Raw genomic sequence first — 26376 nt, 5'->3', positions numbered from 1 at the left:
CATGAGCGCAGTCGCCATCATCCCCGCCCGTGGAGGGTCCAAGGGGGTGCCCGGGAAGAACGTCGCGCGCGTGGGCGGCGTCCCCCTCATCGGCCGCGCGATCCGGGCCGCGCTCGCAGCGCCGAGCATCACCGCCGCGTACGTATCGACGGACGATGCGGAGATCGCCGCCGTGGCGCGCGAGCACGGCGCCACGGTGATCGACCGCCCCGCGGAGCTCGCCTCGGACACGGCCTCCTCGGAGGACGCGCTGCTGCACGCGATCGCCGAGATCGAGCGCGTCGCCGGGCGGCCCGAGGCCATCGCCTTCCTGCAGGCGACCAGCCCGTTCATCGACAGCGGGGCGCTCGAGCGCGCGACCGCACGCGTGCTCGGGGACCAGGACGACGTGGTCTTCTCCGCCTTCGAGACGTACGCCTTCCTGTGGCGCCGCGGCGAGCAGGGCGCCGAGGGCGTCAACCACGACCACTCGTTCCGCCCCCGCCGCCAGGACCGGGAGCCGCACTACCAGGAGACCGGCGCGTTCTACGTGATGCGCACCTCCGGCTTCCTCGAGCGGCGCTTCCGGTTCTTCGGCCGTGTCGGGATCGAGGAGGTCCCCGAGTCGAGCGCGGTCGAGATCGACAACCCTGCGGAGCTCGCCTTCGCGCGCTCGCTCGCGGCGGCAGGCTCCGAAGGGCTCGACGCCGTCGATGTCGACGCGCTCGTGATGGACTTCGACGGCGTCCACACGGACGATCACGTGACGGTGAACCAGGAGGGCATCGAGTCGGTGCGCGTGAGCCGCTCCGACGGCATGGGCATCGGCCGTCTGCGCCAGGCCGGCGTACCCATGCTGATCCTGTCGAAGGAGCAGAACCCCGTGGTCGCCGCTCGCGCCCGCAAGCTCGGCGTCGAGGTCATGCACGGCATCGACGCGAAGGCCCCGGCGCTCACGGGGTGGTGCGCGGAGAAGGGGCTCGACCCGGCGCGCGTCGCGTACGTGGGCAACGACATCAACGACATCGAATGCCTCGACCTGGTCGGCTGGCCCGTGGTGGTGCCGGAGGCGAGCCCCGAGGTGCGCTCCCACGCCCGCCTCACGCTGACCGCGCCGGGTGGCAGCGGCGCGCTGCGCGAGCTCGCCGAGGCGATCCTGCGCGCTCCGCGCTGGAACGCGGGCGCGTGACCCAGCCCCAGCATCGTCCGTCCGCGCTGTTCGTCGCGGACTCCGACTCGTACCTCAAGTGGGGTGTGGGCCGCCTCCTCGAGGCGAGCGACCGCTGGGACTGCGAGCTCGTGGTCGTCGCATCCGCGGTGACGCCGAGCGCCTCCCAGGTGGAGGCCGCCGTCGCCGGGCGCATCGAGACGCCCGCGACCGTATCGATCGTCGACCTCGAGCGGCGTCTGCGCGCCGATCCGCCGGAGATCCTTGTCCTGGCGTGCCGCGGCGACCTCATCGCGCTGCTCCTCGAGGACCGGCTGCGGGGCACGTGCGCTGCGCGGGTCATCGTGGCGGGCATCCCGGGCGTCTGGCTGCCGCCCACGGAGCTGGGGCTCACGTTGCGGCGCAGCGTGGACCTCATGGTGGTGCACTCGCACGTGGAGCGCGACGCGGTCGACGCGCTGCTGCCGCGCACCGAGCTCCGCGCGACCGGGCTCGCGTCGCTCGCGATCCCCGACATCGTCCGGGCGGAGGGCGCGAACGCCGTGGTGTTCGCGCCGCAGGCCCTGGTGCCGGCCGCGCGCGAGGACAGGCGTCGCCTGCTCGCGGCGTTGGTGGACCTCGCCCGTTCCCGCCCCGACCTCTCCGTGGTGGTGAAGACGCGTGGCGCCGTCGGCGAGGCGCAGACGCATCGCGACGACCAGCCCTACGAGGAGCTCCTCGCGGAGGCGGGCGACGTGCCCACGAACCTCGCCGTGGAGACCGGACCCATGACCGAGCACCTCGCGCGTGCGGTCGGCTTCGTCACGGTGAGCTCGACGGCCGCGCTCGAGGCGGTGGCCGCGGGTGTGCCGTCGCTGTGCATCGCCGACTTCGGCGTGGGGCCGGCGACCCTCACCACGGCCTTCGAGGGCTCGGGGCTGCTCGGCTCCCTCGAGGATCTGAGGGCGGGGGCCTTCCGCGAGCCCGACGCCGCGTGGCTCGCCCGCTCCTACTTCCATCCGGTCGACGACAATGACTGGATGAACCAGGTGGATGCGCTCGCACAGGAGCCGCGCGCCGGCGCGGCGCGCGAGCTCCCGCGCGCAGGGCTGAGGACGCGCGTCCGCCGTCGCTGGGTGGCGCTCGGTGACGGGGACCCCACCCCCGCTCGCCACCTGTCGCACCTCATCGGGCTCGCGCGCTCCGCCTCGGCCGGGGTCGCGAGGCTTCGCAGAACCCCGGAGAACGGATGACCCCCATGTTCCGTCGCAGCAAGGCCAAGCAGGACGCGGCTGGTGCCGCGCCCGCCGCGCAGGTGCTCGAGGAGCCGTCTGCGCCGGAGCCCGCGGCCGCGCCATGGCCCGACTCCGTCCCCAAGGTGCTGGTCCACATCGGGATGCACAAGTCTGCGACCACCGTGATCCAGCGTGCCGCGGCGGCCTCGCGCGCCGAGCTCGAGGCCCAGGGCGTGACGTACGCGGGCACGGTGGGCAACCACGACGGCGGCACGCAGGCGATCTGGCAACCCGTGACCCCGCGCGACCCCGACAGCCCGCAGGAGCGCAAGTGGCGCCGCCTGTGCCAGCAGATCGGCGACGCACCGGGGCAGGTGCTCATCAGCGCCGAGCACCTCGCGGGCTCGGGTCCCAAGTCGATCGCACGCATGGCGCAGGACCTCGACACGTCCGCGCAGGTGGTGCTCACGGTGCGGCCGCTCATCGACATGGTGCCGTCGATCTGGCAGCAGTACGTCAAGGAGCGGCGCACCGTCGCGTTCCCCGACTGGCTCGAGGACGTCTTCCTCGGGGAGCGCACCTCCAGGACCACGCCCAACTTCTGGCGCCGGCACGATCTGGGTGACCTGGTGGAGCGTTGGCAGGCGGGCTTCCCCGATCACCCCATGGCCGTGCTGACGCTCGACAAGAGCCGGCCCAGCCTCCTGTTCGACGGCTTCCAGGAGCTGCTCGGGCTCGAGGACGGCACCCTGCACGACCCTTCGGGTGACGGCTACGCGGCGAACCGCGGGCTGTCCGCCGAGGAGGTGGAGCTGGTGCGCTCGGTCAACGCCATCTCGCACAAGTACCACGACGGCTACTACCCGATGATCCGCAACGGCATGGTCGCGAGCCTCCAGCGCGGCCGCCGCCCGGAGCGCGACGAGGGCTCGATCCGCGTCCCCTCCGAGTGGCGGGACGCCATCCGCGAGGTCGCGCTCGAGGGCATCGCCCGCGCACGCGCGCTGGGGGTGCGCGAGATCGGCGACCTCGATCGCTACGCGGACCTGGGGAACGAGCCCACGCCGGCTCCCGGTCATCGGACCGTGCGTCGCGACACGGTCGCGATCGCGGTCGCGGGGATCGCGTCGCGCGCGACGGCCAGCGGGGTCCTCTTCGGTGATGCCGAACCCGCCGCGTCCCCCGTGGTCGCGCCGCGCCAGGAGCAGGACACGGTGGTCCCGGTCGGGCCCCGCGCCGCGTCGACGCGGCTCACGGTGCTCGCGGCGCACGACCTCTACCACCGGCTCCGCGCGGAAGGCGTCGACATCGACTCCGCATGGCGTGCAGCGCGCGCGACGCGGTGGCGCGAGCTGCACGCCGGCTCGGCGCCGGCCGGTCCCGCTCCGTTGTGCTGGACCGGCGGGGCGCACGCCGATGCCGTCGGTCCCGCATGGGGGACGGCCTGGAGCGCCGCCGAGTCCATCGCGGCGCTCGACGGCCACGCCGGCCCCATCGACGTGGTGATCGAGCTGCCGACGCTGTCCGCCCAGGTCTCGCGTGCGTGGGAGCGCGCGCTCGTCCTCGGTCTCGAGGACGGCTTCCCCGAGTGGCTCGCGGCGGCAGCCGTCGGGACCGCCGGTGTGCACGGCGGCCTTCCGGCCCCCGACGACCTGGTCGCGCTCGCCGCGGCGCTGCAGGAGCACCCCGCCGTCGCGACGGTGGGCGTGCGCCTGGCCGAGGCCGCGCCGTCGACGCGTCGCCTCACGGTCGCGGAGTCCGAGGTCCTGCGCATCGCCGGACGCCAGCACCAGGGCACCGATGCGGACGCGTTCGGCATCGCCCACGTCCTGCTCGACGGCTCCGCGGCCGCGCTGCGCCGTTGGGAGCCATGCGCCACGGGTGCGCCGACGGCCGCCCTCGACGCGCTCGCGCCTTACCGTGCCGCGCGCGCCCAGGCGCTCGACGGCCTCGCCGCTCTGGGGATCGAGGTCGACGCTGCCCGGGCGTGGGCCGAGGAGGCGGACCACGGCGCCGAGGCGGCGGACGATGCCGGCGCGCCCCTCGCGCTCGGGGCGGCCGTCGCGGCCTGCGCCGGCGCCTACGCGGTGGCCGCGGGCCTGGACGACGAGTTCACGCCGGGCGTCTCCGTGGGACCGATGCGCCGATGGGCCTGGCGGGCCGCCCCGCAGGGCGGGTGAGCATGCGTGCTCACGCCGTATTACAGTAGGGCCAGTCAGATGCGGGCCGACACGCCTCCCGGGGTGTGATTCTTCGAGCCCGCCAGGTAGGCGTGCGCCCACCTCCGTCTGGGGCGAACCGCGCCCGGACCGGAGCGGCGTTCGAAGCAGACAAGCAAAGAGGAGCAGTCATGACGGATGCGGTGCGGATCGGCGAGGACCTGGTGGGCGATGGCCAGCCGGTGTACGTGATCGCCGAGATCGGCCTGAACCACAACGGTTCGGTCGAGAACGCGAAGAAGCTCATCGACGTCGCGGTCGAGGCGGGCGCGCAGGCGGTGAAGTTCCAGAAGCGGACGCCGGACATCGCGACGCCTGAGCACATGAAGGCGACGCCCCGCGAGACGCCTTGGGGCACGATGACGTACCTCGAGTACCGCTACAAGGTGGAGTTCGAGCAGGCCGAGTACGCGGAGATCGACGCGTACTGCAAGGAGAAGGGCGTCGTCTGGTTCGCCTCCCCGTGGGACGAGCCGAGCGTGGACTTCCTGGAGTCGATGGACGCGGTCGCGTACAAGATCGCCTCGGCCTCGGTCACCGACCTGGGCATGCTGCGCAAGATCAAGGAGACCGGCAAGCCGGTCATCCTGTCGACGGGTATGTCGACGATCGAGCAGATCGACACCGCGGTGGAGACGCTGGGCAAGGAGAACCTCATCATCCTCCACGCCACGTCGACCTACCCGCTGCCCCCGGAGGAGGCCAACCTCCTCATGATCCCGACGCTCAAGGAGCGCTACGGCGTGCCGGTGGGCTACTCGGGTCACGAGCCGGGCCTGCAGATCTCGATCGCCGCGGTCGCGCTGGGCGCCGTCGCCGTCGAGCGTCACATCACGCTCGACCGCACCATGTGGGGCTCGGACCACGCCGCGTCGCTGGAGCCCAAGGGCTTCATCTCGCTGTGCCGCGACATCCGCATCATCGAGAAGGCTCTTGGCGACGGCGTCAAGAAGGTCTTCCCCGGCGAGCTCGCCCCGCTGAGCAAGCTCCGCCGCGTCGACGGCTGATCACAGCCTCGCGCATCTGAGCACGGACGGCGCGACGGGAGCCTCGCTCCCGTCGCGCCGTCGTCGTCTCCGCGAGTCGCGCTCGGTGGAGTGACCTTCCCGACACTCCGCCCCCGGGGTGCTGGGCTACCCCGACGGGCCACCTACAGTTGTCCAATGCCGAACCATCCCTCGTTCCGTGCTGCCTGGGCCGTGCTGCCGCTCGTGCTCGTGGCCACGCTCGCTGCGTGCACCTCGCCCGATGACGACGCGCAGGTGAGCGCGACGCCCACCGCGACGACCGCCGAGCCCGCGCCGTCCGCCACGGCGACCACGGCGAGCCCGTCCTCGGAGGCCTCGGCCACGGCTTCGGCGACCGCGGCTCCTGAGCCGACGGCCACCGCATCGTCCACCGTGGACGACGGCTCCGATGCGGTCACGCCTACCCAGGGCTCCGTCGCCAACTCGTTCGGCACCACGGACCCCGAGGAGGTGTTCGCGATGACCTTCGGTTCGCTCACCGAGGCCGACGGCGTCGTCGTCGAGCACCAGTCGACCACGACCGACAGCGGTGCGCCGCTGCTCATCGTGGACATGCGCCCGGTCGAGGGCTTCGGCGGCGACTCGACGCTGACCTACTACGCGCTGTCCGAGGACCGTGTGGTGCAGGGCGTCATCACGTCGCCCGACGGCTTCACGGACGCGCAGCGCAAGGCATTCGAGGCCGAGGCGCGTGCGGCGGTGGTCTCATGACCGCACGCCTCACCACGCGGTTGCTGCTCGCGCTGCTGCTCGCCTCCGTCACCACGGTGGTCGGGGTCGCGCAGGCGCCTGTTGCCCAGGCGCTCGACGGCGACGACTTCCGCGCCGGCATGATCATCACGGACTCGCTCTTCTTCGATGGCACCGCGATGACGGCGTCGGAGATCGACTCCTTCATCGCAGCGAAGAACCCCGGCTGCGCCGCGGGCGCGGTGTGCCTCGAGAACTACCGCGAGGATGTCGAGGCGCGGGCCGCGACCACGCGCTGCAAGGCGATCTCGGCGAGCACCGACCGCAGCGCGGGCCAGATCATCGCGACCGTCTCGAAGGCCTGCGGCATCTCTCCCAAGGCGATCCTGGTGATCCTCCAGAAGGAGCAGTCGCTCGTGACGGCGATCGCGCCGTCCTCCCGTGCCTTCGCCTACGCCATGGGCGCGGGTTGCCCCGACGACGGCGGCTGCAACACCCCGAACCAGGGTCTCTACAAGCAGGTGTACTACGGCGCCTCGCTCCTCAAGGGCTACACGATCCCGGGTTCGACCCACTACAGCCGCTACGCCGCCGGTGCGACCTCCGCCATCCAGTACGACGTCCCCATCAGCTGCGGCACCAAGTCGGTGCACGTCGAGAACCAGGCGACTCACGCGCTGTACGTCTACACGCCGTACACCCCGAACCAGGCAGCGCTGGACAACCTCTACGGGACCGGCGACTCGTGCTCGGCCTACGGCAACCGCAACTTCTGGCGGCTCTACAACGACTGGTTCGGCTCGACCACCGCCGGCCAGTCGCTCGTCAAGGTGTCGGGCAGCTCCACGGTCTCCCTGCTCACGCCCGCTGGACGATGGGCGCTGAACGGGAGGCTCAAGGCGAGCGAGCTCACCGCGGACCTGGGCAAGGTCGCGACCGTGAGCCAGCAGTACCTCGACACCTACCCGCTCCAGGGCACTGCGGGCCGGTACGTCAAGGACGCGAGCGCCAACAAGGTGTGGGCTCTCTACGACGGCCAGCGCCACGCGGTGGGAGGCTGCGCGAGCAAGCTCGTCGTGGGCCTGGGCGTGGACTGCGACGCGATCCCGGCCCTCGCGACGGACATCCTCGAGCAGCTCGCGCTCGGAGACGCTCTCAGCCCCGTCATGACCACGCCGTCCGGGGCGTACTACCTGGTGGATCGCGACGGACGCCACGCGCTCTCCAGCCCGGCGGCCGCCACCGATGCAGGCATCGTCCTCGAGGGCGAGCCCAGCGCCGTGCGCTGGGTCATGCTGCAGGACTCCAGCCCCGCCATCGCGATGCTGGGCGACGGCGACGCCGTCACGGTCTCGGGCCCCGTGCTGTACCGCCTGGGCGACAGCGTCGGCAAGGTCGGGACGAGCCTGTGGGACGAGGCGCACCTGTCGACCTACGTCTCGACCCCGGTGACCATCGCCGCGAACGACTGGGTCGAGCCCGCGTCGACGTGGCTCTCCGGCTTCGTGCGCGACACGGACACCGGCACGGTGTACATGTTCCGCGCGTGGGGCCTCACCGCCGTGGGCGATGCGGCGCCGACGGACACGATCAACGACATCCCGGGCGAGCTGCTCCCCGCGACCATGCCCGTGGTCGAGTCGGGCGCGATGCCGCCCTTCGCCACCAACGCTGCCACCGGCGCGACCTTCCGCATCGACGCCTCGGGCGCGCGGTCGATGCCCGGGAACGTCACCACGACCCAGGTCGCCAACACGCTCGGCATCGCCGTCGACAACCCGAAGGTCCCCGCGGTGGTGCTCCAGCACCTCACCAAGGGCCCGGCGATGTTCGACTTCGGCTCGGTCGTCGCGAAGGGGACCACCACCTGGTTCATCGACGGCGCGGGCGTGCGCTGGCGCATCTACAGCCGTCATGCGAACGAGGTCTCCGGGCTCAGCGTCGGCAACGCGAGCCGGTGGCGTCTCCAGGCCTATGAGCAGGCACCCGGCTACGCCACCATGGCCGTGAGCTGCCTCAAGTCGACGTGGCTCGTCGCGGGAGGGGAGCGCTACGCGCTCACCGATGAGGAGGCGGCGCACATCGCCGCGGCCTTCCCCGTCACGGACCTCGAGTGGGCGACGTGCCGTGCGATCCCCGAGGCCCCGCAGGAGGGCGGTCGCCTGCTGGTGGCGCCCAACGGCCAGCACCACCTGGTGACGGACGGCGTCGCGAGCAAGGTGAAGGCGTCTGCCGCCGACACGTACGGCGCCCCGGTGCCCGTGCTCGCCGCGACCGTCAAGCTCTTCCAGGGCTGAGACGGACCGAGGGCGCCCGCGAGCACTCGCGGGCCCCCTCGGCCATGCTTGGGTCGGGCTCAGGCCTCGTTCTCGCGGGCGCGGCGTGCCGCCACGCGAGCGATGCCCACCATCCCGCGCGCCGCGGCGACCGCATCGGTCATCGGCACGTCCGCTACGTTGTCCGGCGAGGACGCGGACGATGCGGGCGAGGCGGGAGGCAGGTCGACGCCCGCCGCGGAGAGCGCCTCCGCGACGCGAGCGTCGAAGCCGGCCGCAGCGTCGGCGAGCTCGCCGACGAGCTGCAGCGGGGTGTCGTCGGAGAGCCCCGTCGCGAGCAGCGACGGCACCATGCCGTGGGTCGCGAGGCGGACGTAGTGGACACCGCGCTGCTCGCGCCAGGTGCGCTCGTTGAAGGCGCGCAGCAGCGCGAGCTGCGGTGCGGACAGCAACGCCGCCTCGGGGGACGTGCGCACGGCGCGGACCAGCGCATCGGCGGGAAGGCCGGTCGCGGCCTCGAGATCGCCGGCGAGCGTCACGAGCGCGGCCGTGCCGTCGGCGCGGACCACCGACACCTGACCGCGCGCGCCCAGAGCCCGAAGCTGCGAGGTCACGGCCTCCCAGTCCCGCTCGGCGAGCAGGGTGCGCGCGTCGAAGGCCCCGGTGAAGGACTCCCACGAGTCGCGTCCGCCACGCAGGAGGTGCGCCTGGTACGCGCGACGGACCGTCACGGTCGCGGGTTCGACGGGTACCCAGGTGCGCGCCTGCTCGCCGGGCTCGACCGGGGTGGCGGTCTCGGGCATCGGCGGAAGGACCTCGAGCCGCGTGCGTCGGGCCGCTCCCGTACGGGTGGCGACCGCGGTGCGTACGCCCGCCTTCTGCAGCCGGCGTCGTGAGGCGAGCAGCGCCTCGCCCAGGCCGGCGGACCCCGCCGCGCAGAGCGGCGCCACCGTGAACGTACCCACCGCGAGCTCCAGGTCCGGCGCGATCCGCCGGGGCCGGTCCACGGGACGCAGCGCGTCGTCGATGACGAACGGCGCCTGCCGCGCACGTGAGAACAGGCCTTCGAGCCCGTCCGTCACCACGGTGAGCGGCAGCGACGTCGGCTGCTCATAGCGGGTGTCGCTGGTCTTGCCCGCGAGCTCGAGGTCGGCAAGATCGCCGACCACCGTGACCTTGGCGGAGCGGGCGGCGTCCGCGAGGCGGCGAGCCGCGGCCTGGGCGCGATCGAGCGCCCAGTCGGGGAGCGCGGTCCGGGCGCCGCCGTCACCCGCGCCCTTCTTCATGCCGTTGCCCAGGCCCTGCTGGATCAGCTGGACGCGCTCGAAGCTGCTGAGCCCGCGGCGTGCGGCCTGGCCCGTGAGACGCGCGAACTCGCTCTGCGAGAACGTGAGCGACGTGTTGCTCGAGTACGTGGGAAGGAAGCTCTCGGGGAGCGACAGCAGCTGCTCGGCCTGGTGGAAGACGCTCGAGCGGTCCTCCGGGTCCGGGATCAGGAGCGTGACGCGGCGCGCTCCCACGAGCGACGCCCAGCGGGAGATGAGCGTGTGGCCGTCGTCGCCGCGCATCGACATGAGCGGGCGCAGGTCGAGCCTCTCCGGATCGCGGAGCACCTCCTCGAGCCACTGCTCGAACGGCACCTGGTGCCCCGCGGAGGCGCCCTGCTGCCACGACGAGGGCAGCAGCTGCGGGAGCGAGCGCAGGGTGACGAGCACCTCGACGTGCTTGCCGAGCTGCTGGATCACCCGCTTCGCCTCCGCATGGTCGACCTCGGCGAGCAGCTCCGAGCTCAGCACCACGCGCTCGATCCCCTCGGCGGCCGCGAGCTCGCGCAGTTGGTCGAGCTGCGCGGTGGAGTCGCCCGAAGGGTTCCACGCGGCGTGCTTGCGGCCCAGCAGCTGCGTCGCGAGCTGGTGGTGGTTGATCCTGCCGTCGAGGTCCGGGTACAGGATCCCGTGCCGGGCCAGATCGTCGCGCGCGGCCGCCAGGCTGCTCTGCAGCGCGGTGGTCGCCGACTTCGGGATGCCGATGTGCAGCAGGACCGGCGCGTCGAGCGCGCCTGGAGCGACCTTGGGCCCGCGCCGCAGCCCGAGGAAGCTCATGCTCGCTGCTGGCGCGCGTTGGCCAGCTTGCGCCATGAGCCGTACACCGACTTCGACAGCCCCGGGGGGACGCGCTCCATCGCATCGTGCGCTGCCTTCGACACCTGCGGGGGGAGCACGGGCCGCCTGCCGCCGGGCAGACCCAGCTTGGTGAGGCGTGCCTGCGTGATGTAGCGCGTCCGCTCGGCCTCGGGGAGGCCCTCGAGGTACGCGACGGCCTCGTCGCGGCGGTCCGCGAGGGAGTCCGGCTGCATCGTGTAGGCGACCGCGACCGTGAGCCGGCGCAGCTCGTCGATCGCGTCCTCCCGGTCGGCGTTGCGGTGCAGGAAGTCGATGATGGTCACGGGGATGCGGTTGCTGTTCTGGTACGGATCGAGCGCATCGAACATCACCCGCGTCCCGATGCAGCGGGTCGGAAGGCCGAACACGCGCTGAGCGGTGGCGAGCGCGGTCGAGAAGCCCGCGACCACGCCCACCAGGCGATGGGTCGCCATGACGGCCTCGGCGGAGAGCTCGGCGTTCACCAGCTCGATCGCGAGGCCCTCCTTGCCGGCCGCGGCGACGAGCGCCGCGGTGTTGGTCGCCGGCGCCGAGGGATGCGGCTTGAACAGGACCCGCTCGGCGCCCATGCTCTTCGCAGCCTTGAGCATGTCGACCTGCATCCGGGTCTCCTGCTGCGGCGTGATGAGCCGTAGCGCGGACAGGTACTGGCCCAGCACCAGCGCGGTCGGCGCCGGGTCCTCGACCGCGGGGACCTGCGCGGCGACGCAGATCTCCTCGATGAGCCGGCGGAAGTGCTCGGGCGCGATGGCGTGCGACTCGATCCCGTGCTCCGACAGGAGCAGGGGGTCGAGGCCCTCGACGAGGTCGAGGTACACCATGCCGTCGAGGCGCTGGCCGAACGTGTGGCTCTGCGGGTTGCGCGTGGGTCCGAAGCTCATGAGGCCCTCGGACAGGATGGTGATCCGCGCCTCGTTGAACACCTTGGTGAGCGTCTCCGCGGGCGGCACGTGGACCGACTCGACCACCAGCTCGACGGGGGAGTCGCCCAGCTCGAAGTAGGTGCGCAGCAGCCGCTCCTGCGCGGGCAGGTCGATCGCGAAGACCTTCCAGCGCGACGGAGTCTGGGGGTGGAGCAGCGCGCCCAGGTCGACGACGCGGTCGAAGCGCGACAGCACGGCCTCCGCTCCCGGGGTGTCCGCGAGCGAGCGCACCACCTCCGGGATCGGCGCGTTGTTGGAGATCACCAGGACGCGCTCGTCGGGGTCGCCGAGCAGCCCCGCGTCGATCGCAGCGGCGGCGGAGGCCGCGCCGAACAGGGTCGTGACGGCGGTGAGCTGGATCATGCGGTGGCCTTCTCCTTGAGGACGGGCGCGATGGCGGAGCGCAGCAGCATGCGTCGGCGGGGGCCGATGGCCTCCCACTCCGCGCGCAGAGGCTCGGCATCGAACGTGCGGGCGAGGTCGGTGATCGCGCGACGCATCTTCGCGCGCAGCGCCCCGCTCATGCCGCTCTGACGGTCGACGTGGTGCGCGGAGATCGCGAGGAACTGGCGCACCACCTTGGCCTCGAACGCGCGATCCTCGTCGTTGGCCATCACCAGGTCGCGCACCAGCTCGAAGCCTCGGATGAACGCGAGCTGGCGCTCGTCGAACACCTGGGTGAGCGAGGTCGCGACCGAGCGACGGTAGAAGATCCACGGGGCGTCGACCACGGCGAACGTCGCGTCCGTGAGCGCGAGGCGCCAGATCGCGACGCGGTCCTCGAAGCTGTGGAGGCCCTCGTCGTACGCGAGCCTGCCGTCCTCGGCGAGCGAGCGGCGGAAGATGCCCGCCCACGGGAACGGGTAGTCGACCATGGAGGACGAGTGCACCGGCATGATCGCGTCGCGCGCGGCGACCTTCATGCCGCGCCGCCCGTCGGGTGCGCGGTGCAGCTCACGCGGGCTGCCGTCCTCGAACGCGCGGATGTGATCGGTGCGTACGAAGTCGACGTCGAGCTCGTCGCACCGGCGCATGAGGACCTCCAGGCGGCCCGGCGCCATCCAGTCGTCGGCGTCGAGGAACGCGATGAAGTCGCGGTCGGCGGCCTCGAGGCCCTGCACGCGGCCCGTGCCGACGCTGAGCGGCGACTCGTTGCGGACGACGGTGAGCTCGCCGATGCGGCCCTCGAACGTGCGCGCGATGTCGGCGGTGCCGTCGGTCGAGCCGTCGTCGACCAGGACGACCTGCATGCGGGACGGGTCGTCGAGCTGGCGTTCGAGGGACTGGAGCGCGGTCCCGATGAAGGCGGCACCGTTGTGCACGGGGATGATGACCGAGACGGATCGGTCGGGCGACATGCGGCCTCCTGCATGTGGATGTCGTAGCGCGGGCACGCGCCGGGCGTTGCCGGGTGCGAGTTTGCGGGAGGCGCGAGCGCCTCCGCACATCGCGATCCGGATGCCGCGGGCGCGCGCGAGTCGCCCCAACTCTACTCCACGGCCGATGCGCGATGCCCTTCACGGGCCCGCCTACCATGAACCAATGACGTCGACCTTGGTCCCCCGGCACGTGGCGCCGCCGAGCGCCGTCGGGAGCGACCGCGTCCGCCTCGACATCCAGGGCCTGCGCGCCCTCGCGGTCGCGCTGGTGGTGGTCTTCCACCTGTTCCCCGGCACCGTCACCGGAGGCTACGTCGGCGTCGACGTGTTCTTCGTCATCTCCGGCTTCCTCATCACGTCGCACCTGATGCGCGAGGTCGCGGCCACGGGTCGCGTGAGCCTGCCGCGCTTCTGGGCACGCCGCGCACGGAGGCTGCTGCCCGCCTCGCTCGCGGTGCTCGGCGCGGTCCTCATCGGCATCGCGTGGTGGGTGCCCAAGGCGCTGTGGGACCAGTTCATCCGTGAGGTCATCGCCTCCGCGGCGTACGTCGAGAACCTCGCTCTCGCGGCGGACTCCGTGGACTACCTCGCCTCGGACAACGCCGCGTCGCCCGTGCAGCACTACTGGTCGCTCGCGGCGGAGGAGCAGTTCTACCTCGTGTGGCCGCTGCTCATCGTGCTTGCGGTCGCGCTCGGCGCGCGTGCCGGCTGGCGCCGCAGGACCGCCGCCGTCCTGCTCGTGGTGACGGTCGCATCGTTCGCCTCGTCGCTGTGGTGGACCGCCGCGCAGCCGGCTCAGGCGTACTTCGTGACCCCCACGCGCGCGTGGGAGTTCGGCGCCGGCGCGCTCCTCGCGCTGGTGCCCGTCGCGGTGGGGCATGCCTACGTGAGGGCGTTCGCCGCATGGACCGGCGTCGCCCTCATCGGTGCCTCCGCGGTGCTGCTCGACGCTGCCACGCCGTTCCCCGGCGCATGGGCCCTGCTGCCCGTCGCGGGCACGGTCGCCGTGCTGTGGGCGGATGCCGACGGGGTCCCGGGATCGCCCACGAGCATCGCGCGGGTGCGTCCGGTCCAGACCGTGGGCGAGCTCTCCTACTCGATCTACCTGTGGCATTGGCCCTTGATCGTCCTCGCGCCGTTCGTGCTGGGGCATGACCTCGGCCGGTTCGACAAGCTTGCGCTGGTGCCGCTCATCGGCGCGCTGGCCTATGCGAGCTGGAGGTGGATCGAGAACCCCGCCCGGCGCTCGCGCCTCCTCACCACGCGCCGTCCGCGCCTCACGTTCGTCCTCACCGTGGCGGGCATGGCGGCGGTGATCGGTGCCGGGGTCGCGATGACCGCGGTGGTCGATCGGGAGGTCGATGCGAGCCTTGCCGAGGCCGAGCGTCTCGCCGCCGTCAGCTCCGTCGAGGACGCGAGCGGGGACGATGCCGGGGCCGTCGCGCCGGTGGAGCCGCCCGTGTGCATCGGCGCCGCGACGCGCGACCCCGACAGGCCGTGCGAGCCGACGCTCGCGCCCGGGGAGGTGGTGCCGGTCCCCGCCGCCGCGCGGCTCGACTCCCCCGAGGACTGCCTGGGAGACAAGGGCACGCGCCAGTTCGAGCCGTGCGAGTTCGGGGTCCCGCTCGAGTCCGCACGCGGGACGGTCGCGCTCATCGGCGACTCCCACGCCTACCACTGGCTTCCCGCGATCGAGGACCTGGCGAACGCTCACGGCTGGCACGGCATCGTGATGACGCGGGCGTCGTGCCCGTTCACCGAGGCGCAGCGCAACCTCGAGGCGCGCCTCACGGAGACGTGCGCCTGGCACAACGCGCAGGTCTCGGCCACGCTCGAGGAACGCCAGGACATCACGCTCGTGGTGATGGCGGAGATGCACTGGACCCGCTTCGCGGCACCCGACGGCGTCGATGAGCGCACCTTCGCCCAGGACTCGTTCCGGGACGCGATCGACTCGGTCCCCGACCGGGTCACCGACGTCTACGTCATCCGCGATGCGCCGCGGCCGCTGCCCGACAACGTCGAGTGCGTCGAGCAGGAGCTCTCCGACGGGTCGACCACGCCGGGCGACGCCTGCGCGGTCCCGCGCGCGGACGCGCTTGGGGACGATGCCCTGGCCCGGGCCGCCGCGACCTCGCCTCGCGGTGCCGTCGTGGACCTCTCCGACGTCTACTGCGAGGACGGCATGTGCCCGCCCGTGGTCGGCAACGTCATGGTCTTCGCCGACCAGGGCCACCTCACCCGCACGTGGGTGCACAGCACGGTGCCGCAGCTCGAGCGCGCCATGACGGGATTCGCCCGGTAGCGACCGGACGGATCCCGCGCTCAGATCATGTAGCTGGGCTCGGCGTGGAGCACCGCGCGCAGCACGGCCTCCGCGGCCTCGTCGACGCTCTCGTCGTGGTCGCCGACCACCACGTCCGCATCGGCAGGAGCCTCGTAGGGGTCCGAGATCCCCGTGAACTCCTTGATCTCGCCCGCTCGCGCCTTCGCGTAGAGCCCCTTGCGGTCCCGCGCCTCGCACACCTCGAGCGGCGTGGCGACGTGGACGAGCACGAAGCGCCCGTGCTCCTCGGCCATGGCCCGCATCTCGGCGCGCATGGTCTCGTACGGCGCGATGGGCGCGCACACGGCGATGCCGCCGTGAGCCGCGAGCTGGGCCGCGACCCAGCCGATGCGCCGCACGTTGAGCTCGCGGTCGGCGCGCGAGAAGCCCAGGCCGGAGGAGAGCATGGCGCGCACCTCGTCCCCGTCCAGCAGGGTCACGCGCTGATGGCTCTCGGCGCGCAGGCGGCGCGTCAGCTGACGCGCGATGGTCGACTTGCCCGAACCCGACAGGCCCGTGAGCAGGATCACCATGCCGGTGCCGCGCGAGCGGCCCGCGCCACGCCGGGTGGCGACGGACGAGGCGAAGAGCACCTCGGCGAGGTGCGTGAGCAGCGCATCGGCATCGTCGCCGGTCAGGTGCGCCGCCGCGGGGCGCGGCAGCACGCGGACCTCGCGCGCGGTGCGCGTGGCGGCGCCGATGGCGCGCGACAGCGACTCGGCGTCGCCGGAGTCGACAAGCACCAGGTCGCCGTCGCGATCGCTCACATCGTTGCCGAGCGACAGCGTGACGTGGTCGAGCAGCGGCAGCCCCGCGGAGGGACGGTGCTCGGCGAAGGGTGCCGCCGCGGGCTCCCGCAGCATGGTCACCTCGCCGGCCACCCAGGTTCCCGCCGAGGTGGTGGAGGACTCGCGGACGTCGACGCGCGCGATGGGCGTCGCCTCCGTGTCGAGCAGCTCGATGCTGGCCGGCACCGCGATGTCGGACACCCGCAGGGTCGCGACGTGGGCGTCCCGGGTGGGGAGCTGGTAGCGGACGTCGGCGCCGTAGGCGCCCGCGCGCATGAGCTCGAGCTCGTTGAGCTGGGGTCGTGTGAGTCGGAGCTGCACGTCAGCCTTCCTTGCCGCCGGGCTCCGCCGCCTCGGCACGCTTCGCCAGCTCTGCCGCCTTGGCTCGCTTGGCCTGCCAGATGAACAGGGGGAAGCCCATCTGGCGACGGATGAGCGCCCACGCGAGCGTGCCGCCCACGAGCGCGAGCGCCAGGGCCGCGAGCGTGGCCTCGTTGGAGACCCCGAGCATCTTGAGGCCCGAGATGAGCAGCACCATCGCGAGGGCGCGGCGCACGAGGCCGCCGCCCACGCGGGAGGACAGCTGCGCGCCCAGGTAGGTGCCGGGGATCGAGCCGAGGATCACCGGGATGGTGACCTCCCAGTCGACGTCGCCGAACATGAGGTGCGCGATCGCGGCCGAGACCACGAGCGGCACCGCCTGGACCAGGTCCGTGCCCACCAGCTGGGACGCCTTGAGGGCGGGGTACAGCGCCATGAGCGCGATGATGATGAGCGAGCCCGATCCCACCGAGGTGAGGCCGACCATGACGCCGCCGACGACGCCGACGATGACGGTCGGGATCGGGCGCGGCACCACGTCGGGGCGCTCCTTGGGCAGCGGGGCCGCGGAGCCGTCGCGCGCCCGCGCGCGCTCCCGCAGGCGCATGTACGCGCGCAGGAGCAGGCCGGCCGAGGCGACGATCAGCGCGATGCCGAGCGCCTTCTTGGTGAAGGACTCGACGGCCTCCTGGTTGCCCACGGCGTGCTGGAGCAGCACGCCCAGGAAGGCCGCGGGAACCGAGCCGTAGACGAGCAGCCTCACGAGCTGCCAGTTGACGGTCTTGTTGCGGATGTGGACCCACGAGCCGAAGGGCTTCATCGCCGCCGCCGCCACGATGTCCGAGGACACCGCGGTCGGGGCGGGGATGCCGAAGAACAGCACGAGCGTGGGCGTCATCAGGGCGCCCCCGCCCATGCCGGTGAGACCGACCACGACGCCGATGGCGGCCGCGGCCGCCATCAGGCCGAAGCTGAAGTCCATCAGTTGTCGCGGACGAAGCCCGCGCCGACGGTGCGGTTCGTCGCCTCATCGATCAGGATGAACGAGCCCGTGGTCCGGTTCTCCGCGTAGTCGTCGACCAGCAGCGGGCTGGTGACCCGGAGCTTGACCCGACCGATGGAGTTGAGGCCCAGCTCGTGGACCTCGGCGTTGCGGTGCAGGGTGTTGACGTCGAGCTCGTACACCACGTCCTTGACCATGGCGCGAGCCATGCGGGTCGTGTGGAGGATGCCGAGCTTGCGGCCCACCATGAGCGCGTCCTGGTCCATCCAGCAGATGGTCGCGTCGACGTCCTGCGTCGGCTCCGGGTGGTTGCCGGCGCGGCAGATGACGTCGCCGCGCGACACGTCGATCTCGTCCTCGAGGCGCAGCGTCACCGACATCGGCGGCGCGGCCTGCTCGAGCGGGCCGCTCGGCCCGTCGATCGCGGCGATGCGCGACGTCATGCCCGAGGGCAGCGCCATGACCTCGTCGCCGACCTTGAGGATGCCGGAGGCGACCTGGCCCGCGAAGCCGCGGTAGTCGTGGACCTCGTTGCGCATGGGCCGGATGACGTACTGCACCGGGAAGCGCGGGTCCTGCAGGTTGCGGTCGGACGCGATGTGCACGTGCTCCAGGTGGTGCATGAGCGAGGCGCCGCCGTACCAGGGCGTGTTCACGGAACGCTCGACCACGTTGTCGCCGAGCAGCGCCGAGAGCGGGATCGCGGTGAGGTCGGAGATGTCGAGCTTCGCCGAGAACTCCGTGAACTCCTGGTAGATCTCGTTGAAGCGCTCCTCGGACCAGCCCACGAGGTCCATCTTGTTGACCGCGAGCACGATGTGCGGCACGCGCAGCAGCGACGCGATGGTCGCGTGGCGACGCGACTGCTCCGTGAGGCCCTTGCGGGCGTCCACGAGGATGATCGCAAGGTCCGCGGTCGAGGCGCCGGTCACCATGTTGCGCGTGTACTGCTGGTGACCGGGGGTGTCCGCGATGATGAACTTGCGCTTGGGCGTCGCGAAGTAGCGGTACGCCACATCGATGGTGATGCCCTGCTCGCGCTCGGCGCGAAGCCCGTCCGTGAGGAGCGCGAGGTCCGTGTACTCGGTGCCACGCGCCTTCGAGGCGGCCTCGACCGACTCGAGCTGGTCCTCGAAGATCGACTTGCTGTCGTAGAGCAGACGGCCGATGAGGGTGGACTTGCCGTCGTCGACCGAACCGGCGGTCGCGAAACGGAGAAGATCCATCAGAAGTACCCTTCCTTCTTGCGGTCCTCCATCGCGGCCTCCGACACTCGGTCGTCGCCGCGGGTGGCACCGCGCTCGGTCAGCCGCGTCGCGGCGGTCTCGGCGATGATCTGGTCGATCGTGGCCGCGTCGGACAGCACCGCCGCGGTCAGCGTCGCGTCGCCGACGGTGCGGTAGCGCACCGTGCGACGCTCGATCATCTCGCCCTCACGGGGGCTGCAGAACTCGTTCGCGGCCATCCACATGCCGTCGCGGTGGAACACGTCGCGCTCATGCGCGAGGTAGATCGAGGGGACCTCGATGCCGCGCGAGTTGATGTAGTCCCAGATGTCCAGCTCGGTCCAGTTGCTGAGCGGGAACACGCGGATGGACTCGCCCATGTGGACGCGGCCGTTGTAGAGGTTCCACAGCTCGGGGCGCTGGTTGCGCGGGTCCCACTGGCCGAACTCGTCGCGGAAGGAGAACACGCGCTCCTTGGCGCGCGCCTTCTCCTCGTCGCGGCGGGCGCCGCCCATGCACGCGTCGAACTTGTTCTTCTCGATGGTGTCGAGAAGAACGGGGGTCTGGATGCGGTTGCGCGAGCCGTTGGGCTCCTCACGCACGAACCCGCGGTCGATCGCCTCCTGGACGGAGCCGACCACCAGGTTGAGGCCGTACTGCTCGACCACGCGGTCGCGGTACTCGATGACCTCGGGGAAGTTGTGGCCGGTGTCCACGTGGACGAGCGGCATGGGGAGCCGCGCCGGCGCGAACGCCTTGAGCGCGATGTGCAGCAGCACGATCGAGTCCTTGCCGCCCGAGAACAGGAGGGCAGGGCGCTCCATCTGCGCGACTACCTCGCGCACGATGTGAATGGCCTCTGCCTCCAGCGCGTCGAGCTGGCTGAACGAGGTTGCCGTCATCAAGAGTCTCCGTCGGTGTTCTCGGCGATCGCCGCGAGGATGCGCGGCGCCAGGCCCGGACGGCACGCGACCAGGTCCGGGAGGTACGGGTCCGGGCCATTGTAGAGGAGTGGCGAGCCGTCGATGCGGGACGTGAACAGTCCCGCGGCCCGGGCAAGCGCGATGGGAGCGGCCGAGTCCCACTGGTACTGGCCGCCTGCGTGGACGTACGCGTCGACCTGCCCGCGGACCACCGCGGCGATCTTGACGCCCGCGGATCCCATGGGCAGCAGCTCGGCATCGAGCGCGGCACGCACCGGCTCGGTGACCGCCGGCGGGCGCGAGCGCGACACCGCGAGGCGGACCGGCGCATCCTCGGACGCCGCGGGGGCGGGTGCGACGGTCGCCGAGGAGAGCACCAGGTCCTCGCCGGGGATGCCGACGACGCCGAGCGTGAGCTCGCCCTGCTCCCACAGCGCGATGTGGACGGCCCAGTCGGCGCGTCCCTCGGAGTACTCACGGGTGCCGTCGAGCGGGTCGATGATCCAGACGCGGTCGGCGCTGAGGCGGGCCTCGGAGTCCTTGGCCTCCTCGCTCAGCACAGCGTCGTCGGGCCGGTGCTCGGTGAGCAGGCCCGCGAGCAGCGCCTGAGCGGCGGCGTCTCCGGCGTTGCCGAGCTCCTTGCCCTCGAGCCCGGACTCCTGCCGGACGCGGAGCAGCTCGGCCCCCGCGGCGCGCGCGAGCAGCTCGCCAAGAGCCGCATCGGTGAGCGCGTCAGTCATCTGTCCTCCAGTCCTCGTGCCCCGTGGAGCGGGCACGCGTGAGGCCAACGGTACAGGCTCGACCCCAGGGGGTCACGAGCCCGATTCGCTCCGATTGCTAACCTACGGTTCCGTAGCCTACGCTGGCGTAGGTTTCTCAGGGGCCCCCTCGCCCCGCACGCAGGACGGAAGGAGGACCGCATGAGCACTCACGGTCCGCTCTCGGAGGAAGGCCTGGTAAGGCTGCTCAGCCACACCGGGGAGCGCCTCGATCATCCCGACTTCGGACGCTATGCCGCCGACCTCGACCCGGTCCGGCTGCGACGCATGTGGCACGACATGACGGTGGTCCGCGCGTTCGATCAGGAGGCGACCAGCCTCCAGCGGCAGGGCGAGCTGGGCCTGTGGGTCCAGGCGGTCGGGCAGGAGGCCGCGCAGATCGGCTCCGGGCACGCGCTGCGCCCGTCCGACTTCGTCTTCCCGTCCTACCGCGAGCATGCCGTCGCCCACACCCGCGGCGTCGACCTGCCCGAGATCCTGCGGATCTTCCGCGGGCTCCAGCACGGCGCGTGGGACCCCGCGGCGCACGGCTTCCACCTCTACACGCTGGTGATCGGCGCGCACGCGCTGCACGCGACCGGCTACGCCATGGCGATGGCGCGCGACGGCCTGGTCGGCACGGGGCAGGACAGCGACGGCGCGGTGGTCTGCTACTTCGGCGACGGCGCGACCAGCCAGGGCGACGTCAACGAGGCGCTCACGTTCGCGGCCGTCAACGATGCCCCCATCGTCTTCTTCGTGCAGAACAACCAGTTCGCGATCTCGGAGTCGACCACGCGTCAGAGCCGCGTCCCGCTCGCGCAGCGCGGCGCGGGCTTCGGGGTGCCGTCCGTGCGCGTCGACGGCAACGACGTGATCGCGTCCTACGCCGTCACGCAATGGGCGCTCCAGCACGCGCGCTCCGGGGCGGGGCCCGTGCTCATCGAGGCGTTCACCTACCGGATGGGCGCGCACACCACGTCGGACGACCCGACCCGCTACCGCTCGCACGCGGACGAGGCCTACTGGGCCGAGCGCGACCCGATCGCGCGTCTCGAGGCCTATCTGCGGAGCATCGGCGAGCTGTCCGATGAGGCCGTCGAGGCCGCGCGCGCCGAGGCCAAGGAGCTGGGCCGTCGCACGCGCGAGACCGTCAAGGCGTGGAGCCGGCCCGAGACCGCGACGATGTTCGACCACGTCTACGCGGAGCCGCACGCCACCGTCGCCGCCGAGCGCGCGTGGTTCTCGCGGTACGAGAGGTCCTTCGCCGATCAGGGGGCGCACGCATGACCACCATGACCATGGCAGGTGCGATCAACCGCGGGCTGCGCGCCGCGATGGAGCGCGACCCCAAGGTGCTGCTCATGGGCGAGGACATCGGCCAGCTGGGCGGGGTCTTCCGCGTCACCGACGGGCTGTGGAAGGACTTCGGCGGCGATCGCGTCATGGACACGCCGCTCGCGGAGTCCGGGATCGTGGGCACCGCGATCGGGATGGCGATGCGCGGCTACCGCCCCGTGATCGAGATCCAGTTCGACGGATTCATCTTCCCCGCCTACAACCAGATCACCACACAGCTCGCGAAGATGCACTACCGCTCGCAGGGCATGATCACGCTGCCGGTGGTCATCCGCGTGCCGTTCGCGGGCGGCATCGGCGCGGTCGAGCACCACTCCGAGAGCCCGGAGGCGCTGTTCGCGCACACCGCCGGGCTCCGCGTCATCTCCCCGGCGACGCCGCAGGACGCGTTCGACATGATCCAGCAGGCGATCGCGTCGCCCGACCCCGTGCTGTTCCTCGAGCCCAAGGCCCGCTACTGGGACAAGGGCGAGGTGGAGGAGTCGCGCATCGCCGCGCAGCTCGAGGGCGAGCACGCCGCCGCCGCCGCCACCGCGGAGATGTCGCGCGGCCGCGTCGCGCGCGAGGGCTCGGACGTCACCCTGGTGGCCTACGGCCCGACGATGCGCCTGGCGCTGCAGGCGGCCGAGGTCGCCGGCGCGGACGGGACCAGCGTCGAGGTGATCGACCTGCGCTCGGTGTCCCCGCTCGACTCCGACACCGTGCTCCGGTCCGCCAAGCGCACCGGGCGCGTGGTCATCGTCCACGAGGCCCCGACGGCCTTCGGCCCCGGTGCCGAGCTCTCCGCCCGGATCACGGAGCAGGCCTTCTTCCACCTGCACGCGCCCGTGCTCCGCGTGGGAGGCTTCCATGCGCCCTACCCTGGGTCGAAGCTCGAGCACGACTACCTGCCCAGCCTGGACCGCGTGCTCGACGCCGTCGACCGCGTGATGACGCACTGAGAGGGCCCGCATGCCTACCTTCGAGACCTTCCACATGCCCGATGCGGGCGAGGGCCTGACCGAGGCCGACGTGGTCACGTGGCGCGTCGCCGTGGGCGACACCGTCGAGGTGAACCAGCCGCTGGTCGAGATCGAGACCGCGAAGTCGCTGGTCGAGCTCCCGTGCCCCGTGGACGGCGTGGTGACCGAGCTGCTGGTCGCCGAGGGCGACACCGTCGAGGTGGGCGCCCCGATCGCCCGGTTCGACACGGATCCCGGGGGTGAGCCGGCCATGGAGGTCCCGGGAGGGGTGTCCGAGGCCGACGAGGCGGTACCGAGCGTCCCGACCGCGGAGGCGGCGGAGCAGGAGGCGCCTGCACCGGAGGCCGAGTCCTCCGGTGCCGTGCTCGTGGGCTACGGCGTCTCCGCCGGGTCCGCGCGGCGTCGGCCGCGCAAGGAAGGCGCGCTCGAGCCCGTCGGCGGCGCCGGCGAGAGCTCCGAGTACCCCGTGCTCGCGAAGCCTCCCGTGCGCAAGCTCGCGCGCGAGCTCGGCGTCGAGATCACCACGGTCACGCCGTCGGGGCCCGGGGGCCTGGTCACGCGTGAGGACGTCGAGCAGGCGGCCAAGGCGCGCTCGACGCGCGCGCTCACCACCTACGACACCAACGACGACCAGCCGTGGCTCGAGTCGGGCTACTCGTCCGACGGCGGCCGCTCGACCCGCGTGCCGGTCAGGAGCGTGCGCAAGCGCACCGCCGAGGCGATGGTGAAGTCGGCGTTCACGGCGCCGCACGTCACCGTGTTCCACACGGCGGACGTGACGGCCACGATGGACCTGGTCAAGCGCCTCAAGGCGGACCGCGACTTCCAGGACGTGCGCGTGACGCCGCTGCTGATCGTCGCGAAGGCGCTGCTGCTCGCGGTGCGCCGCCATCCCGAGATCAACGCGAGCTGGGACGACGAGGCGCGGGAGATCGTCTACAAGCACTACGTCAACCTGGGCATCGCGGCCTCGACGCCGCGGGGGCTCCTGGTGCCGAACATCAAGGACGCCCACCGCCTGCCGCTGCACGAGCTCGCGGTGGAGATCGGCGAGCTCACGTCGCTCGCGCGCGAGAACCGCACGCCGCCCGGCGCGCTCGCGGGCGGCACCATCTCGATCACCAACGTGGGTCCGCTCGGCATCGACACCGGCACGCCGATCCTCAACCCCGGCGAGTCGGCGATCCTGGCCTTCGGCGCGATCCGCGAGCAGCCGTGGGTCCACGAGGGCGAGATCAAGATCCGCTGGGTCACGCAGCTCGCGCTGAGCTTCGACCACCGCCTGGTGGACGGCGAGCTCGGCGCGCGCGTGCTCGCCGACGTGGGCCGCGTCATGAGCGACCCGGCGCAGGGGCTCGTCTGGGGCTAGCGGGGACCGGACCGTCTGCCACCCGCTCCGGGGCGGCGACGCTCCGGCGGCTATGCTCGGGGACCATGCCGAACGACGCCGCGCTGCCGCTCGTCGCGATCCCTGAGGGCGCGACCCTGCTCCACATCGGGGCGCCGAAGACCGGCACCTCCGCCCTCCAGTTCGCCGCGTCGCAGCGCCGCGAGGAGCTCGCTGCGAAGGGCGTGATCTATCCGCGCCCCGACGCCGAGGCGGTGTTCCAGCTCAAGCACAAGCATGCGGTGCGGTCGCTCATGGCCTACGGCCGCGGCGAGGTCGCCGAGCCCACCGCGTGGCTCGCGCTGCTCGAGCAGCGCGAGGCGGATCCGCGGGCGCGCACGCTCGTGACCGAGGAGCTCGGGCTCCTGCTCAACCGCAAGGCGATCGACTTCGCGCGCGAGTCGCTCGGGTCGTCGGCGTCGGTGGTGCTCACCACGCGCAACCTCGAGGCGTTCATCGTCTCGCTGTGGCAGCAGAACGTCCGCAACGGGCGGATCACCGCCGATGTGGGCACCTGGCTCTCCGCCTTCCTCGGCCCCGACGCGACCGAGCGGGTGCCCAAGGCCTGGCGCCACGCGGGTGCGCTGCGCCCATGGGTCGAGGCCTTCGGTGCGGAGAACGTCACCGCCGTGGTGGTCGACAAGGCGGACCCGGACCGCGTCTTCCGCAGCTTCGCCGCGCTGCTCGGGCTCGACGTCGAGGACCTGCGGCCCGCGGGCGAGGCCCAGGACCAGGGCCGCGCCAACCGCGGCTTCACCGCGGTCGAGACCGAGTTCGCGCTGCGGCTGGGCGCGCTCGCCCGCGAGGAGGGGCTGAGCAGCGACGAGTACTTCCGTCTGCTGCATCGCGGGGCCTACTTCCGCATCCAGAGCCGGCGCACCCCCGGTCCCGATGAGGCGAGGGTCGGCGTGCCTGCGGCGATGCAGGGGTTCGTGCGCGAGCTGGCCGAGCAGCAGTGGTCCGTGCTCGAGCGCCTCGGCGTGACCGTGATCGGCGAGAAGGACGAGCTGGTGCGCTCGGGCGCCCCCGCTCCGGAGTCGCCGGTGAAGGACGGCATGATCCCGATCGACCTGGCCTTCGCGGCCGTGATGGGCGTCCTCGAGCAGGCGAGCCCCGAGCTCGCGCAGCGGCTGGACCTGCCGCTCGACTGACAGGGCTCAGGCCCACCCCAGCGTGACCGGCAGGCCCACGAACGCGCCGAACGGCTCGAGCGCGCGCTCGCATCGCTCCCTCTCGGACGCGCCGAGCCCGACGATGTCGTGGGCCTCCACGGATACCGAGCGCGCCCGCAGCGTGCGCCTCCAGGTGCCGACCACGCGCCCGCCGAGCACGAAGGTCGAGCGGAAGACGCCGTTGCCGCCGGGCACCACCGCGGCCTCGTGCTCCTTGTCGAGCTGGGCGGTCCGGTCGCCGTAGCCCAGCACCAGCTCGTCGAAGCCGGGCAGCGCGAGGTCGTCGAGGTCGACGGCCTCGGCGGCGAGCGCGTCCGGTGCCACGAGCATCGTCCCCGCCTCGGTCTCCACCCGCGTCACGGCGTCGCCCGCCACCGCGATCCCTGCCCGGCAGTCGCGCAGCGGCAGCCCGGTCCACCGGGCCAGGTCCCGCTCGGTCACGGGTCCGTGCGAGCGCACGTAGCGTGCGGCGAGGATGCCGAGGCCCTCGTCGCGCGTGGGCCGATGCGGATCGGGTGCCCACTCGTCCAGCAGGGCGAACAGCTGCTCCTTGCCCTGCTCCCCGGCGACGCACACCACGCCCGCCTGCGCCGCGTCGACCATGACGTGGTAGCCGCGCTGGCCTGCAGGTGGGATCCCGGCCGCATCGAGCGCCTCCAGGCACGCGGACCGCGTGAGGCGCCGGCCGGCGAGGGCGTCGCGGAGCGCCTCGGCGCCGCGCGCGACATCGCTGTCGGTGAGCCCGAGCCCGGCGCGGCGAGCGGCCGCGGCGGCGCGGGGCCGCGAGCTCATGAGCGCCGTCATCCACGCCGCATCCCGAGGCGGCACCAGGTGCATGGTGCCGCGCATCGGCCACGTCCGCAGGACCTCCCCGCTGTCGATCGCGGCGTCGACGTCCGCCGCGGTGAGGCCCGGGAGCCGGACGCCGAGCGACCAGCGTCCCGACGCGACGTCCTGCGCCTGCATGGCGCCCATGTGCTCGACGACGCGGCCGACGCCGCCTGGTCCCTCGCCCAGCGCGTGGCCGCGCTCGCCCGTGAGCAGCAGCGCGCGCATGCGCATCCCACGGATCCGGGCGAGGCTGAGGGTGGGCGCGCTCATGCCGCCACGGTA

20 protein-coding genes are annotated in these 26376 nt (G+C 72.4%); 11 read left to right on the top strand and 9 right to left on the bottom strand.

All coding sequences use genetic code 11. From position 1 onward, the window contains the following. Nucleotide 1 precedes the first annotated feature (1 nt). From AOM00_RS13330 to AOM00_RS13305, 6 genes are all read left to right on the top strand, one after another. Nucleotides 2-1168: an acylneuraminate cytidylyltransferase gene (locus AOM00_RS13330; RefSeq protein WP_062518258.1), complete on the top strand. Its 1167-nt coding sequence runs from the start codon at nucleotides 2-4 to the stop codon at nucleotides 1166-1168. Then, nucleotides 1165-2379: a DUF6716 putative glycosyltransferase gene (locus AOM00_RS13325; RefSeq protein ID WP_062518257.1), complete on the top strand. Its 1215-nt coding sequence runs from the start codon at nucleotides 1165-1167 to the stop codon at nucleotides 2377-2379. Before AOM00_RS13330 ends, AOM00_RS13325 begins: the two co-directional genes overlap by 4 nt. Before the next feature lie 5 nt (nucleotides 2380-2384). Then, nucleotides 2385-4541, top strand: a complete 2157-nt coding sequence (locus tag AOM00_RS13320; protein ID WP_062518256.1) for a hypothetical protein — start codon at nucleotides 2385-2387, stop codon at nucleotides 4539-4541. Between the two features lie 170 nt (nucleotides 4542-4711). After that, the gene (locus AOM00_RS13315; RefSeq protein ID WP_062518255.1) at nucleotides 4712-5587 is read left to right on the top strand and encodes an N-acetylneuraminate synthase family protein; all 876 of its coding nucleotides are present in this window, start codon (nucleotides 4712-4714) and stop codon (nucleotides 5585-5587) included. Nucleotides 5588-5743: 156 nt separating this feature from the next. After that, nucleotides 5744-6319, top strand: a complete 576-nt coding sequence (locus AOM00_RS13310; RefSeq protein ID WP_062518254.1) for a hypothetical protein — start codon at nucleotides 5744-5746, stop codon at nucleotides 6317-6319. Continuing rightward, nucleotides 6316-8595: a hypothetical protein gene (locus tag AOM00_RS13305; protein WP_062518253.1), complete on the top strand. Its 2280-nt coding sequence runs from the start codon at nucleotides 6316-6318 to the stop codon at nucleotides 8593-8595. Before AOM00_RS13310 ends, AOM00_RS13305 begins: the two co-directional genes overlap by 4 nt. Nucleotides 8596-8654: 59 nt before the next feature. On the opposite strand, the gene AOM00_RS13300 is transcribed toward AOM00_RS13305, so the two are convergent. Genes AOM00_RS13300 through AOM00_RS13290 form a run of 3 tightly spaced genes read right to left on the bottom strand, consistent with a single transcriptional unit; the run spans nucleotide 8655 to nucleotide 13017 of the window. Continuing rightward, nucleotides 8655-10676: a hypothetical protein gene (locus AOM00_RS13300; protein WP_062518252.1), complete on the bottom strand. Its 2022-nt coding sequence runs from the start codon at nucleotides 10674-10676 to the stop codon at nucleotides 8655-8657. Continuing rightward, a complete protein-coding gene (locus AOM00_RS13295) occupies nucleotides 10673-12022 on the bottom strand; it encodes a polysialyltransferase family glycosyltransferase (protein WP_062518251.1) in 1350 nt (449 codons plus the stop codon). The genes AOM00_RS13300 and AOM00_RS13295 overlap by 4 nt, the downstream gene beginning before the upstream one ends. Then, nucleotides 12019-13017 carry a glycosyltransferase family 2 protein gene (locus AOM00_RS13290; protein WP_062518250.1) on the bottom strand — a complete coding sequence of 333 codons (999 nt, stop codon included), beginning with the start codon at nucleotides 13015-13017 and terminating at the stop codon, nucleotides 12019-12021. The genes AOM00_RS13295 and AOM00_RS13290 overlap by 4 nt, the downstream gene beginning before the upstream one ends. A gap of 184 nt (nucleotides 13018-13201) precedes the next feature. On the opposite strand from AOM00_RS13290, the gene AOM00_RS13285 reads away from it, so the two are divergent. Continuing rightward, a complete protein-coding gene (locus tag AOM00_RS13285) occupies nucleotides 13202-15343 on the top strand; it encodes an acyltransferase family protein (protein WP_062518249.1) in 2142 nt (713 codons plus the stop codon). 20 nt (nucleotides 15344-15363) lie between these two features. On the opposite strand, the gene cysC is transcribed toward AOM00_RS13285, so the two are convergent. The 5 genes from cysC to AOM00_RS13260 are packed head-to-tail and all read right to left on the bottom strand — an operon-like array spanning nucleotide 15364 to nucleotide 20365. Further along, on the bottom strand, nucleotides 15364-16473 hold the full coding sequence (cysC, locus tag AOM00_RS13280; protein ID WP_062518248.1) for an adenylyl-sulfate kinase: 1110 nt from the start codon (nucleotides 16471-16473) through the stop codon (nucleotides 15364-15366). A 1-nt stretch (nucleotide 16474) separates the two neighbouring features. Beyond that, complete coding sequence (locus AOM00_RS13275) at nucleotides 16475-17455, bottom strand: sulfite exporter TauE/SafE family protein (protein ID WP_082097069.1); 981 nt, start codon at nucleotides 17453-17455, stop codon at nucleotides 16475-16477. After that, nucleotides 17455-18702, bottom strand: a complete 1248-nt coding sequence (locus AOM00_RS13270) for a sulfate adenylyltransferase subunit 1 (RefSeq protein ID WP_062518247.1) — start codon at nucleotides 18700-18702, stop codon at nucleotides 17455-17457. The genes AOM00_RS13275 and AOM00_RS13270 overlap by 1 nt, the downstream gene beginning before the upstream one ends. Next, a complete protein-coding gene (gene cysD, locus AOM00_RS13265; protein WP_062518246.1) occupies nucleotides 18702-19604 on the bottom strand; it encodes a sulfate adenylyltransferase subunit CysD in 903 nt (300 codons plus the stop codon). The genes AOM00_RS13270 and cysD overlap by 1 nt, the downstream gene beginning before the upstream one ends. Then, a complete protein-coding gene (locus tag AOM00_RS13260; protein ID WP_062518245.1) occupies nucleotides 19604-20365 on the bottom strand; it encodes a 3'(2'),5'-bisphosphate nucleotidase CysQ in 762 nt (253 codons plus the stop codon). Before AOM00_RS13260 ends, cysD begins: the two co-directional genes overlap by 1 nt. Nucleotides 20366-20545: 180 nt before the next feature. Here AOM00_RS13260 and pdhA point away from each other — a divergent pair, with 180 nt between their 5' ends. From pdhA to AOM00_RS13240, 4 genes are all read left to right on the top strand, one after another. Beyond that, complete coding sequence (pdhA, locus tag AOM00_RS13255; protein ID WP_062518244.1) at nucleotides 20546-21673, top strand: pyruvate dehydrogenase (acetyl-transferring) E1 component subunit alpha; 1128 nt, start codon at nucleotides 20546-20548, stop codon at nucleotides 21671-21673. Continuing rightward, nucleotides 21670-22683 (top strand): alpha-ketoacid dehydrogenase subunit beta, encoded by a 1014-nt coding sequence (locus AOM00_RS13250; RefSeq protein ID WP_082097068.1) that lies wholly within the window; start codon nucleotides 21670-21672, stop codon nucleotides 22681-22683. The genes pdhA and AOM00_RS13250 overlap by 4 nt, the downstream gene beginning before the upstream one ends. Before the next feature lie 10 nt (nucleotides 22684-22693). Then, nucleotides 22694-24073: a dihydrolipoamide acetyltransferase family protein gene (locus AOM00_RS13245; protein ID WP_062518243.1), complete on the top strand. Its 1380-nt coding sequence runs from the start codon at nucleotides 22694-22696 to the stop codon at nucleotides 24071-24073. Between the two features lie 65 nt (nucleotides 24074-24138). After that, nucleotides 24139-25242, top strand: coding sequence for a hypothetical protein (locus AOM00_RS13240; protein WP_062518242.1), 1104 nt, complete (start codon nucleotides 24139-24141; stop codon nucleotides 25240-25242). 6 nt (nucleotides 25243-25248) lie between these two features. On the opposite strand, the gene AOM00_RS13235 is transcribed toward AOM00_RS13240, so the two are convergent. Beyond that, complete coding sequence (locus tag AOM00_RS13235; RefSeq protein ID WP_062518241.1) at nucleotides 25249-26364, bottom strand: winged helix DNA-binding domain-containing protein; 1116 nt, start codon at nucleotides 26362-26364, stop codon at nucleotides 25249-25251. Nucleotides 26365-26376: the final 12 nt, after the last annotated feature.

The sequence above is a fragment of the Demequina gelatinilytica genome (assembly GCF_000971115.1).
GTDB classification, from domain to species: domain Bacteria; phylum Actinomycetota; class Actinomycetes; order Actinomycetales; family Demequinaceae; genus Demequina; species Demequina gelatinilytica.
Note: the sequence above shows the minus strand (reverse complement) of the source record. Positions and strands in the feature narration are given on the sequence as shown.